The organism is Brevundimonas sp. (assembly GCF_041648055.1).
Lineage (GTDB): Bacteria > Pseudomonadota > Alphaproteobacteria > Caulobacterales > Caulobacteraceae > Brevundimonas.
This window is the reverse complement of sequence record NZ_JBAZPS010000001.1, coordinates 572340-584555: the sequence shown is the minus strand read 5'-3', so window position 1 is coordinate 584555 and position 12216 is coordinate 572340. Positions and strand designations below refer to the sequence as shown.

Annotated in this window: 12 protein-coding genes; 4 read left to right on the top strand and 8 right to left on the bottom strand. The window is 65.7% G+C overall.

Going from position 1 to position 12216, the window contains the following annotated elements:
- Positions 1 to 3 precede the first annotated feature (3 nt).
- The 4 genes from WC585_RS02800 to WC585_RS02785 all read right to left on the bottom strand — a co-directional run bounded on the left by WC585_RS02800 (position 4) and on the right by WC585_RS02785 (position 5522).
- Positions 4 to 2427, bottom strand: a complete 2424-nt coding sequence (locus tag WC585_RS02800) for an ATP-binding protein (RefSeq protein ID WP_373255992.1) — start codon at positions 2425 to 2427, stop codon at positions 4 to 6.
- A 91-nt stretch (positions 2428 to 2518) separates the two neighbouring features.
- Positions 2519 to 3097, bottom strand: coding sequence for a hypothetical protein (locus tag WC585_RS02795; protein ID WP_373255991.1), 579 nt, complete (start codon positions 3095 to 3097; stop codon positions 2519 to 2521).
- A gap of 85 nt (positions 3098 to 3182) precedes the next feature.
- Positions 3183 to 3590, bottom strand: coding sequence for a CBS domain-containing protein (locus WC585_RS02790; RefSeq protein ID WP_373255990.1), 408 nt, complete (start codon positions 3588 to 3590; stop codon positions 3183 to 3185).
- 69 nt (positions 3591 to 3659) lie between these two features.
- On the bottom strand, positions 3660 to 5522 hold the full coding sequence (locus WC585_RS02785; protein WP_373255989.1) for a von Willebrand factor type A domain-containing protein: 1863 nt from the start codon (positions 5520 to 5522) through the stop codon (positions 3660 to 3662).
- Positions 5523 to 5684: 162 nt separating this feature from the next.
- Here WC585_RS02785 and WC585_RS02780 point away from each other — a divergent pair, with 162 nt between their 5' ends.
- On the top strand, positions 5685 to 7547 hold the full coding sequence (locus WC585_RS02780; protein ID WP_373255988.1) for a monovalent cation:proton antiporter-2 (CPA2) family protein: 1863 nt from the start codon (positions 5685 to 5687) through the stop codon (positions 7545 to 7547).
- Between the two features lie 38 nt (positions 7548 to 7585).
- Here the strand turns inward: WC585_RS02780 and WC585_RS02775 are convergent, their stop codons facing one another.
- Complete coding sequence (locus WC585_RS02775) at positions 7586 to 8155, bottom strand: DUF4142 domain-containing protein (protein WP_373255987.1); 570 nt, start codon at positions 8153 to 8155, stop codon at positions 7586 to 7588.
- A 133-nt stretch (positions 8156 to 8288) separates the two neighbouring features.
- Here WC585_RS02775 and dusA point away from each other — a divergent pair, with 133 nt between their 5' ends.
- Together dusA and WC585_RS02765 are read left to right on the top strand one after the other, a co-directional pair.
- Positions 8289 to 9290 carry a tRNA dihydrouridine(20/20a) synthase DusA gene (gene dusA, locus WC585_RS02770; protein ID WP_373255986.1) on the top strand — a complete coding sequence of 334 codons (1002 nt, stop codon included), beginning with the start codon at positions 8289 to 8291 and terminating at the stop codon, positions 9288 to 9290.
- A 120-nt stretch (positions 9291 to 9410) separates the two neighbouring features.
- The gene (locus WC585_RS02765) at positions 9411 to 9725 is read left to right on the top strand and encodes a hypothetical protein (RefSeq protein WP_373255985.1); all 315 of its coding nucleotides are present in this window, start codon (positions 9411 to 9413) and stop codon (positions 9723 to 9725) included.
- Here the strand turns inward: WC585_RS02765 and WC585_RS02760 are convergent.
- Entirely contained in the window at positions 9722 to 10348 is a 627-nt protein-coding gene (locus WC585_RS02760) for a DUF4126 domain-containing protein (RefSeq protein ID WP_373255984.1), read from the bottom strand. The genes WC585_RS02765 and WC585_RS02760 overlap by 4 nt on opposite strands.
- 114 nt (positions 10349 to 10462) lie before the next feature.
- On the opposite strand from WC585_RS02760, the gene WC585_RS02755 reads away from it, so the two are divergent.
- On the top strand, positions 10463 to 11449 hold the full coding sequence (locus WC585_RS02755) for an SDR family oxidoreductase (protein WP_373255983.1): 987 nt from the start codon (positions 10463 to 10465) through the stop codon (positions 11447 to 11449).
- Positions 11450 to 11490: 41 nt separating this feature from the next.
- Here the strand turns inward: WC585_RS02755 and WC585_RS02750 are convergent, their stop codons facing one another.
- Positions 11491 to 11700: a flagellar hook protein FlgE gene (locus WC585_RS02750; RefSeq protein ID WP_373255982.1), complete on the bottom strand. Its 210-nt coding sequence runs from the start codon at positions 11698 to 11700 to the stop codon at positions 11491 to 11493.
- Between the two features lie 78 nt (positions 11701 to 11778).
- Positions 11779 to 12213: a hypothetical protein gene (locus WC585_RS02745; protein ID WP_373255981.1), complete on the bottom strand. Its 435-nt coding sequence runs from the start codon at positions 12211 to 12213 to the stop codon at positions 11779 to 11781.
- Between the last annotated feature and the right edge of the window lie 3 nt (positions 12214 to 12216).

Below are 12216 nucleotides of genomic sequence, written 5' to 3'. Positions count from 1 at the left end.
GTCTCAGGCCGCGCGGGCCTGTGCCGGAGCGGTGGCGGGTTGTGCTGCACCTGGCCGCACGATCGGAATGTCGAAGCTGACTGTCGTACCCCGACCCGGCTCGCTCTCCAGCAGCAGTTTGCCGCCGTGCAGTTCGATCAGAGACTTCGTTAAGGCCAAGCCCAGGCCGGTGCCTTGGGTCGTCTTGGAATGCTGGCCTTCGACCTGTTCGAACGGTTGGGCCAGACGCGCCAGATTCTTGGCGGCGATGCCGATGCCGGTGTCGGTGACCGCGACGCGCAGGCGTTCGTCATCCAGCTGGGACAGGGCCACAACGATGTCGCCGCCCTCTGGCGTGAACTTCACGGCGTTGGAGATCAGGTTCAGCATGACCTGTTTCAGCCCGCGCTGATCCGCCTCAATGTCGGGCAGATCGGGGGCGTCGATGATCAGCTTCAGACCCGACTCCTCGATCTTGCCGCGCATCAGCAGGGCGGCATCGGTGGCCACCTCCTTCAGCGATACCCGTTCATAGTGCAGGGTGACCTTGCCTGCCTCGATCTTGGCCATGTCCAGAATGTCATTGATCAGGCTGAGCAAATGCTGGCCTGATTTCAGGATGTCTGCGGCATAGCCCTTGTATTTTTCATGCCCCAGCGGCCCGAACATCTCGTTGAACATGATCTCCGAGAAGCCGTTGATGGCGTTCAGCGGTGTGCGCAGTTCGTGGCTCATATTGGCCAGGAACTCTGACTTGGCCTGGTTGGCGGCCTCGGCGCGGGTCATGGCCACTTCGTATTTGCGAGCCAGCAGGCGCAGCTTGTCCTCGCGGTCCTCCAGTTCGGTGATGGTGGAGTGCAGGGTGTCGGTGACGCGCTGCCGCTCGGCCTCCTTGTTCTTGATGGCCGTGATGTCGGCGGCGGTGACGACCGAGCCGCCGTCGGAGGTGTAGCGCTCGATCATCTGCAGCCAGCGGCCATCGTTCAGCTCGATCTCGCGCGCGCCGGCCCGGCCACTTGTGGCCGGCTGATCGGATTTGATGGCCAGTGCGGCGATCTGGTTCAGATCCTGCTTGAAGGCACCGCGGCGCAGAACGCCTTCTCCGAAGTCGAAGGTGTCCTGGAATGCCTGGTTCCACAGGATCAAGCGTCCGCCCTTGTCGAACAGGACGAAGGCGTCGGATACGCTTTCAATGCCGTCGCGCAGGCGCCCCTCGGCAGCCTGGGCCTGCGCCTTTGCCCGGCGGGCCTCTGTGGTGTCCAATGCGATTCCCAGAACATTGGTGAAGCCCTGCTCGCCGCGGTCTCCGCGCGCCTGGCCCCTCGCATCGATCCACCGCGCCTTCCCCTTGGCGTCCGGTACCGGAAAGCTGACATCGAAGGTGCCGAACATCTGGGCCTGTTGCAGGGCGTGCAGGACTGCGGCGTGATAGCTGTGGTGGATCTGGGCCAGCACGGTCTTCACGGGCAGGGACCCGCCTTCTTCCAGTCCAAGAAGACCTGCCATGAAGTCCGAGACGGTGATGATCTCGGCCTCCGTATCCCATTCCCAGACGCCACAGCGAGATGCCTCGACGGCCCCGCGAAACCGTTGCTCCGAAGCGGCCCAGGCCTTGCTGATACCTTGCTGACGTCGCTCGACCATCAGAACGAGCGCAATCACCGCGATGCCAAGGCCGGCGGGTATGATGAAGATCCAGATATTGCTCAGCAGCCCGGCCGGTCCGGTACCCTTGGCCGATGTGGCAACCGCGATCAGGCTCGAGTCGCCGATTGGTATGGCTGTTCGACGAACCAGCCCCTCGCCAATTCTGAGCTCATCGGCTTGGCCGTCAGCCCGGATCGGGCGGATGGTCAAACCCAGAGAGCGCCCATCGCGCGAGGAACTGGCCAGCACCGCAGAGGTGCCTGACATAAGCCAGAGTTCAGCACCCTTGCGAGGCTCCAGCGCCGGCAAGCTGACACGGGCGATCAGGTTCGACCCACCGTCAAAGCTGCGCCGGATCAGCAAGGCCTCGCCGTCGCGAGACAGGTCGGGCCGGTTGGTCATGGCTTCAAAAGCATCAGGCTGTGCGCCCGCGCTGGCCAGGACGTCGCCCGATGCGTCTATGACGGCGAAGGCGCTTTCAGGTGCAGCGGCCCGGGCTACGGCTACCATCTGCGATGCATTGCCGGAGGCTGCTACAGCGGCGCGGCCAGCAGCCTGGGCCGGCGCAATTTTCCGTGCCGTGTCCAGCGCGAGCAGCCGTGCCTCGCGGTCGACCGCCTCCATGCGCAGCCCGTCCTGCTCCAGATCGGGCCGGGCCATTTCACGCGCGAACAGCATCACGCCCAAGGCAATAACCAGGGTCAAGGCCAGGATGCCGACCCTCAGCCAAGCGGGCGCGCCCTGGCGACGGTCGGTCGCGCGACGCCCCTCGGCAGTTATGCGGCGCTCGGTGCTCCGCAAGCGATCATCCCCCAACCCAAATCAGTAGAGGCAGAATCTAGGCTGCGTCGCGGATTCGTGTCGAGGACTGGTTTACCGATCGTCAACGCTTTCAGGCGGCGTGTGACTCGGAAGACTCTCGCCTTGTGGATTTGGTCTTTGGCCGGGCCAGAACGTCGGTGATGGTCTGCAACAGACTGCGGGCCTGCCGGGCCAGTTGTACCATTTCCGGGGGGGCGTCATCGGGGTCCTGATCGACCGATTCCACCAGTTGGGAGGCGATGACCATCAGCTTGGGAGCCGCTGCAATCAGCCGGGCCTGAAACTCGATATGGTCAGGGTCACGGTCATACTCTGCGCCCGGCACACGCCAGCCACCCCAGTCCATGCGGTCGGTGACCACGACGGGATAGGTGCCGGGGAAGGGATGATGGGCGCAGTCTTCAGGTTGCTGCCACTTGTTGCGTACCCGCATCAGCCGCCACAGGCCCATGTTGGCAGAGGAGGCGTCCTCGGTCGGGACAAACAGTTCATTGGCCTGGAACTCGCGTCCCAGGCCAACTTCATAGGTAACCCGGATAGGTTCGGAAAAGCCTTTGGCCCAGACCGGCTTCACCTTCTCGACCTCGGCCCACGCCCCGACGCACTTCACCCAGACGGTCTGACCCTTTTGAAACTGTGCGAGCGCCATGTTCGATGTCCTCTTTCGAGGCCACCGTGCCAATCAGCCGTGAACAGTCGGTTCCGCAAAAAGGTTAAGGGCGTGCAGGCCCAGCCTAGCGGGAAATAGATTCCAGGGCTTCGCCCGCATATTTTTCCTTCACACGGGTCGACAGGTCGCCCAGCGAGACGACGCCGACCAGACGCCCATCCTTGTCCAGAACCGGCAGGCGGCGGATCTGACGGCTGGCCATGGCGTCCAGCACGGTTTTCAGATCGTCGTCGGCCCGCGCTGTCATCGGATCGCGAGACAGGCATTCCAGCACCGTGGCGGTCGCCGCCGCTCCCGAGGCCAGGCCGCGCACGACGATGTCGCGGTCGGTAATCGTCCCGATCAGCTGATCGCCGTCGGCCACGGGCATGAAACCGAAATTGCCATCCTTCATGCGCACGGCCACTTCGTGCAGGGTGTCGGTGGGCCGGGCGACCTGGACGTCCTTGCTCATTACGTCACGGACTTTCATGGGGTGTCTCCTGCAGTTTCGATTGCAGGCACAACCCTTGCCGTGGGCTGGGGTTCCGAGATGCTGCCGTCAGGGCCGCGCCTGGGCCGGCAATCCCTGCGCCGCCCGCACCATCTGGACGAGCTCCGCGCGCTGGCCATAGGCATCCTCGCCCCGGGCGGCCTGCGCCTGTGCCAGGATCGCATCCCAGCCATAGCCCGCGTCCATCCACGGATCGTCGCGCAGCTTCTGACCGAAGGCGGCGACGGCCAGGGCCCAGCGGGTGCTCTCCGGTGGCGAGCCCGCACCATTATCGCTGTTGGATAGGACGCGCTGGATCAGGCGCGAGGTGTCGCCGCCTGGCAGCTTGAACCGGACCTGGACGAAGCCGACCTCGCCGTCAGGATCGCCGCCGCCGACGCCGATGGACTGATTGGCCTCATAGCGGCGCTCCGGGATCTGGCTGGGGCCACCCACGGGCGTGATCTCATACAGGGCGGTGACGGATGCCCCCGACCCGACCTCACCCGCATCGATGCGGTCGTTGTTGAAATCTTCCTCGTTCAGCAGCCGGGTCTCATAGCCGATCAGTCTGTATTCGCTGACGCGGGCGGGGTTGAACTCGACCTGGATCTTGACGTCGTCGGCGATGGGAAAGGCCCCTTTGTCGAAGGCCGGGCCAAACAGACGACGCGCCTCGTTCAGGTTGTCGACATAGGCGGCGGTGCCATTGCCGGCCTGGCTGATCGCCTGCATCCGCGCGTCCTGATAGTTGCCGCGCCCGAAGCCATAGACCGACAGATAGATGCCGGTTTCCCGCTTGCTGGCGACATAGTCCTCCAGCCGCTGGTTGTCGGTCTGGCCTACATTGAAGTCGCCGTCGGTGAACATCAGGATGCGGTTGACCTTGTCGCGGGCAAAGCCGGCCTGGGCCTGGTCATAGGCATTGGTCATGCCCGTCGCGCCTGCCGTTCCGCCCGAGGCATACAGGCTGGCGACCGCGCAGCGCAGCTTCAGTTTCTGGTCGCCCGGCGTCGGTGCCAGGGTCGTGCCTGCCCCTTCGGCATAATAGGTGACCGCAACCGTATCCTGGGGGCGCAGGCGGTCGATGATCAGGTTCATCGACTTCTGCGCCAGGGCCAGCTTGTCCGTGCTGTTCATCGAGCCGGACACATCTACGAGGAAGGTCAGGTTCAGCGGACGCCGCTCGCCCTCGGGCAGTTCATAACCTTGCAGGCCGATATGGACGATTTGGCGACCCGGCGACCAGGGCGAGGCGACCACTGCCGTGGTGATGGCGAACGGTTCGGACGCCGAACGCGGCAGGGCGTAGCCATAGTCGAAATAGTTGACCATCTCCTCGATCCGCACCGCATCGACCAGCGGACGACGCCCCTCGTCCACGAAGCGGCGAACATTGGCATAGGCGGCGGTGTCGACGTCGATGGAGAAGGTCGAAACGGGCTCGTCGGCCACGCGCTTGACCGGATTGGGCGTAGCGTCGGGATAGCGCTCTGTGTCGGCGGGACGGGGCGGAATGCCGGGCGGCAGGGGGCGATGAACCGGGGGCGGCGCATAGGTAGATCCGCTTGCTGCCGCTTCCGACCGCTGCACACGACTGCCGGTGACGACGACACCGTCGAGCGTCGTCTGGCCGTTGGGCAGTGTCTGTACAACGCGCGGACGCGCGGGCGCGGGCGGGGGCGACAGGGGCATGGGGGGCGATGGCGGCGGCGGTGTGAGGCGATAGCGCGTGCGGTCATCCCCATCACCGGCTACCGGGAGGATGAAGCCATAGGGTCGGCATGCGGCCGCCGACACTGCACCATCGACGGGCTTGTTCGCATCGAAGCTGTCCCGGTTTTGCGCGGCGACGGAGAACGTAGCCCCCGGCGCGGTCAGGCTGAAGGCCATCACGGCCGTGACGGCGGCGGTCATTGGGCGGTCGATCATGGCGGGGCCTTCCCTGTCGTCTGATGTCGATGAGGCAGACCGCCGTTGGGCGAAACTGTGGCGGCCTCCGGACGAGAGATGCGGTCCCGTCCTGTCCCTCACAGGGTGGCGCAATCGGGCCACAGCCCCCACTATCGGAATCTGACGGACCAGGGGGACACGATGGCCGAGGCGAGCACAGGCGTTCAACTGGTCCAGGTGGCGGCCTTGCTGGGGGCCGGCGTCGTGGCCGTGCCGCTGTTTCGCAAGCTGGGACTGGGCTCGGTCCTGGGTTATCTGGCCGCCGGACTGGCTATCGGCCCGTTCGGATTCAAGCTGTTCGCCGAGCCGGAGACGGTGCTGCACGTCGCAGAATTCGGCGTGGTCATCTTCCTGTTCATCATCGGGCTGGAGATGCGGCCCGCGAAACTGTGGAATCTGCGACGCGAAATTTTCGGCCTGGGCGTGGCCCAAGTGGGACTCAGCGGGCTGCTGCTGACCCTGGCGGCGATCGCCTTCGGCGTGCCTGCGCATATCGCCTTCATCGTCGCCATGGGCTTCGTCCTGTCATCCACCGCGGTCATCATGCAGGGTCTCGATGAGCGCAATGAGCTGAACACCCCGGCGGGTCAGCGGGCGGTGTCTATCCTGCTGCTGGAAGACCTGGCCATCGTGCCGTTGCTGGCCATCGTCGCCATTCTGGCCAGCACCATGGGCACGGCGGTCGACGGTCCGCCGCTTTGGCAGACCATCGCTCTGGGCCTGGGGGCCATCGTCGCGGTGGTGGTGGCGGGGCGTTATCTGCTGAACCCGGTGTTTCGTTTCCTGGCCCGGCATGGCGGGCGCGAGATCATGAGCGCCGCCGCGCTGCTGGTGGTCGTGGGGGCCGCGCTGATCATGACCCTGGGCGGACTGTCCATGGCCATGGGGGCCTTCCTGGCCGGGGTGCTGCTGTCCGATTCCAGCTTCCGCCATCAGCTGGAAGCCGATGTCGAGCCATTCAGGGGCCTGTTGCTGGGCATCTTCTTCGTCAGCGTGGGCATGTCGCTGAACCTCGCTGTGGTCCTGGCCGACTGGCCGATCATCGTCGGCGGACTGGCCCTGTTCATGGTCGTCAAGGCCGCGGCCATCTATGGCGTGGCGCGGCTGCTGAAGGCCTCCAATCGCGAGGCCGTCGAACGGGCCGCCATGTTCGCGCAAGGCGGCGAGTTCGCCTTCGTCCTGTATGCCGCCGCCCTGGCCGCGGGGGTGCTGGATGCCCGGTCCAGTGCCATCGCCACCGCCCTGGTTATCCTGTCCATGGCCCTGACGCCGTTGACAACACTGGTCGTGCGCCGCCTGATGCCGCCCGCGCCGGAACTGTCGCCGGACGACGCCGAGGGTGTGGATCACGCCAGCGGCCTGCGTGAGCGGGTCCTGATCATCGGCTTTGGCCGCTTCGCCCAGGTCGTGTCCCAGCCCCTGCTGGCGCGCGACGTCGACGTGTCGATCATCGACTACGACGTGGAGATGATCCAGGCCGCCGGGAACTTCGGCTTCAAGGTCTATTATGGCGACGGGGCGCGGCTGGACGTGCTGCGGGCTTCGGGTGCCGCCAAGGCCGAGACCATCCTGGTCTGCGTCGACAAGGCCGAAGTGGCCGACCGTATCGTCGAACTGGTCAAGGCCGAATTCCCCCTGACCAAGCTGTTCGTGCGGGCCTTCGACCGGGGCCATTCGATGCGTCTGGTTCAGGCCGGGGTGGAGTATCAGCTGCGCGAAACTTTCGAGAGCGCGCTGGTCTTCGGCCATCAGGTGCTGATCGACCTGGGCTTCAGCCAGGATGAGGCCAGCGAGACCATCGAGGATGTCCGTCGCCGCGACGAGGAGCGGTTTACCCTGCAACTGGCGGGCGGCCTCGCTGCCGGACGCGGTCTGATGCGCGGCAATGCCGTCACGCCCCAGCCCGCCCCCTACATCAAGCCCCGCCGCGAGGGTCAGGCACTCAACGAGGAAGCGGCTGAGGCTCTGGAGGAAGAAGATGCCCGCGAAAAAGCCGGTGTCTGATGACACCGGCTCCTTCATTCGGTCATTGACGCAAGCGTTTACATCGCGGCCTTGATCTGTTCGGCCATACGCAGGTGGCCTTCGATCGCGGGCACGACCTTGCGGGCGTGGGCGGCCAGCGGCGAGTCTGCATCGGCGAAACCGCGATGCAGGGTCAGGGCCTCGTTGTGCGCAGCGATCTGCTGATCGATGAAGACGCGGTCGAAGTCCGCGGCCGAGGCCGACCGCAGATTGTCGATCAGCCCCTGGCGACGCTCGTCCAGATCGGTCGGGGGCGTGGTGTCAGGCGCAGCTTGCGGCAGCATGGCCTTCATCTCGTTCGAGGCGGTGGTGTGGTCGGTCTTGATCATCTGCGCCAGTTCCTTGACCTGGGCATTCTGTGACCGCTCCAGGGCGATGTCGGCGGACTGGATCTCGTACATGTCGCCCATGGCGGCGTTGGGGATATAGGCCGACTGCATGTTGGACCCCATGACGGCTGCCGAGGTCTGGCCGACGGGCGCGGACATGGCGTCCTGGGCTGCATCGACAGGTTCGGACGCTTGTTCGGAGTTGCAGGCGCTCAGCAGGGCCAGGCAGGCGGTGCCGGCGAGAAGGGTTCTGATCATCGGTATTCCTCCAAAGTGGGGACAGGACCACAAAACCGTTCGCCAGCCTGATCGTTCCTGTGTCCGATGTCAGACATAGGGTGACCATCTCCAGGTTCGCCAGCGGCTGCGGCATGGTGTAGACGCCGCCCCGATGAACCGCCGCCTCTCGATCGCCCCTATGATGGACTGGACCGACCGGCACTGCCGGGCGTTCCATCGCACCCTCACGACCCGGGCCCTGCTCTATACGGAGATGGTCACGGCCCCCGCCGTGCTCCACGGCGATCAGGCGCGGCTGCTGGGCTTTGACGCGGTCGAGCATCCAGTGGCGTTGCAACTGGGCGGGTCGGACCCGGATCAGCTGGCCCAGGCCGCGCGGATCGGGGAACAGTACGGATATGACGAGATCAATCTGAACGTCGGCTGCCCGTCCGACCGGGTCCAGTCGGGCCGGTTCGGGGCCTGTCTGATGCGCGAGCCGGAACTGGTCGCCGACTGCATGGCCGCCATCAAGGGCGCGGTCGCCGTGCCCGCCACCGTCAAATGCCGCATCGGCGTGGATGATCAGGACCCGGAGCAATCGCTTTTCGCCACGGTCGATGCCTGCGCTGCTGTCGGCATCGACACCTTCATCGTCCATGCCCGCAAGGCCTGGCTGAAAGGTCTGTCGCCCAAGGAAAACCGCGACGTCCCGCCTCTGGACTATGCCCTGGTTCGGCGGCTGAAGCGCGAGCGGCCGCATCTGTCGATCAGCATCAACGGCGGCATCGCTTCGCTGGACGAGGCCGAGGCCCATCTGGACGACACCGACGGTGTGGCTCTGGACGGCGTCATGCTGGGCCGCGCCGCCTATCACGAGCCCGGTCTGCTGGGTCAGGCGGATCGCCGACTGTATGGAGCCGATACGGCGGACGTGGATGCCTTCACCGCCATCGAACGCTACAAGCCCTATCTGGCCGCGCGGCTGGAGGAGGGGGTGTCGCTGCCGTCGATGACGCGCCACATGCTGGGCCTGATGCATGGCCGACCCGGAGCGCGGGCCTTCCGCCGCATCCTGACGGTCGAGGCCCTCGGTCCGAATGCGGGGCTGGAAGTCCTGGACCGCGCCGCCGACGCGGTGCGCGAGGCGGAGGAACGGCGACAGGCCGCATGACGCCGCCGCACCGTTAATGATGCGCGGGCGACACGCCCGGCGCGCGATGTATGGCTACGCTTCGAGGAATTGTGGCGAGGATGAGGCGTTCGCGTTAACGTCTGCATCTGGAGCCACGCCATGTCAGACACGCCGCCTGTCAACTCGAAAGCCGCCCTCAGGATCGTCCCCGGCGAGGCCGAAATCTATGATCTGATGCGCCAGCCGGAGACCACCTCCGAGCGTGTCAAACGCCTCCAGCAGGAGGCTCGCGCCTTGGCCGTCGAACAGGTCGAGGCGCTGGAAATCCTGCTGATGCAGGCGTCGCAACTGGCCCGCGAGATTGCCGAGGGTGGCGACGCCTATCCGGTCGGCGCGCGCGAACTGGCCGGGCGCATGGCCTCGGACCTGCCGACCAAGGTCGAGACGCTGAAGGCCATCATCAGCCGCGTCTAGACGGCTGTGCGTACCGGTCGATCGCGGATCCGCTTCGCCAGCCGGAACACCACGATCGCCAGGATCACCAGCACCAGCGGGATGATCACCGGGGCCAGGAAGGCCACGATCACCGTCAGCACCGCCAGGACATCCTCGATCAGCGACACGATCGGATTGCCCAGCCCCCCGGTGGTGGCCGTCGATCCGACCCGTACCCCCGTCTGCGCCGCGTTGAAGGCCAGGGCCGTGGGGGCCCCCACAATGATGCCCGCGACCGCCGCCGTGGCGGGATCGACACCCCAGAAGACGCTGCCCGCCGCCACAGCTCCCGCAATAGGTCGGGTGACATAGCCGACGGCATTCAGCGCATGGTCCACCGCCGGGACCTTGTCACCCGCAAACTCCGCCACCGCCGCGACGGCCAGGGCCGAGATCGCCGGCCACGAGCCCAGCCAGCCCATCTGGTCATTCAGCCGGATGCCGAACATCTCGAACTTGGCCGCCAGGGCCAGCATCAGCAGGGGCAGAAAGGTGCGCAGACCCGTCGCCGAGGCTAGCCCCAACCCCAGCAGCGCGGGCAGAGCCCAGGTCTGAAGCGGGCCGACAGCCGCGCCCACCTCTGTCAGATCCAGTCCCGGCATGGCCTCTACTCCTCACGCATCTGTGTGGCTGAACGCATGATGCGCGGGAACGGCGCGTCGCTCCATGGTCTTTTCAAGGGACCCGAACTGATGCGCCAACAGGAGAGCCCCACCATGACCGACCGTTTCGAACCCCGTGCCGAAAGCATCGCCGACCAGGAGCGCGACATCCAGTCCGGCATCGACGCCAAAGCGAGTGGCGGCTCTGACGACAAGTATGGCGGGGCTATGCAGGCCGGGGCGCGGCGCTATCCCGAGCCGCCCTTTCCGAAGCAGCATCAGACCAAGCCCGGAGACGAGGCCGCTCTGGATCCCGCGCCGATGTACGATGCGCCGTTCTGGAAAGGGTCGGGCAAGCTCGATGGCATGGCGGCCATCATCACAGGCGGTGATTCCGGCATCGGTCGCGCGGTCGCCGTCCTGTTCGCACGCGAAGGCTGCGACGTCGCCATCTGCCATCTCGACGAGGACAAGGATGCCGAGAACGCCCGCGCCGCTGTCGAGGCCGAGGGCCGCCGGGCCATCCTCCTGCAGGGCGACGTCTCCGATCCCCGCTTCTGCGAGGCCGCGGTCAAGGCCACGCTGGACGCCTTCGGACGGCTGGACGTCGTGGTTCCCAATGCCGCCTTCCAGCAGCATGTCGAGGCGCTGGAGGACCTGACGTTCGAGCATTTCGACCGGACGCTGAAGACCAACCTCTATGGCTACTTCAACCTGGTGAAGGCGGCGGTGCCGCACATGAAGGCAGGCGGTTCGATCGTCATGACCGGTTCGGTCACCGGCATGATGGGCAGCAAGAATCTGCTGGACTATTCGATGACCAAGGGCGGCATTCACGCCTTCGCCCGGTCGCTGGGCACCCATCTGGCTCCGCGCGGCATTCGTGTGAACGTGGTCGCGCCCGGCCCGGTCTGGACGCCACTGAACCCCGCCGATCAGGAGGCTGACAAGGTCGCCCAGTTCGGAGGCGACACCGTCATGAAACGCCCCGCCCAGCCCGAGGAGATGGCCCCTGCCTATGTGTTCCTGGCCTCACCTCAGATGTCGAGTTACATCACTGGCGAAGTCCTGCCGTTGATTGGCGGTTACGGCGGAGGGTGAAGAGGCCGCGTCTGGTTGATTATTTCGACCGCGCTGGAACGTCAGGCCAGGATGTCCAGCAGAGTGCCGGTCATTTCATTGGCCGACCGCAGCACTGCCGCATTGGCCTTCAGCGCCACCTCCGCCTGGATGCGTTCGACGCTTTCCGCGGCCAGGTTGTCGAGCGGAGCGACTGCCGTGCGCCGGGCGCTGGCGTCGAAGCGGGCGGTGGCGGCGGCGATACCCGAGGCGGCAACTGAAAAGGCCTGCATGGCGCGGCTCCGTTTCTTGGAGCCGCGATTGTGCACATCCTTGATTATCGCAGTGCTGATGAGGATGGTGAACGGGCTTCAGCCGCCCTTTTGCCCAGGAAACCGCCCGACCTTGGTCGGTCCACCGCGTCCGAAGCGGACCATGCGGTAAGGATATCCGGGATAGAGGGCCGCTATGTGCCTTACGCCCTGCAAGGCTACGGTGGGATGTTCGCCCCCGCCCATGGTCAGAACAATGGTGTCGCCGCCGGAACCCTCTTCGTAGGTCGGCTCATAGCCCTCTTCAGTCCAGCGACGCGCGACGTCTGCGGATGTTACGGCCCAGAAGGTGAAGCCCACGACGCGTCCGTTCTCCGACGCCAGGACATAGTGGCCGCGACGCACCGCCGCCGACAGGGTGGCGACCATCCGACCGAAAGGCAGATCACCGAACGGCTTGCGCCCCGCCATGAAGATGACTGCTGCGGCAAGGGCCGCGTCCGAGCGCTCCATTCGTCCGATCTTCAGTGCCATTGT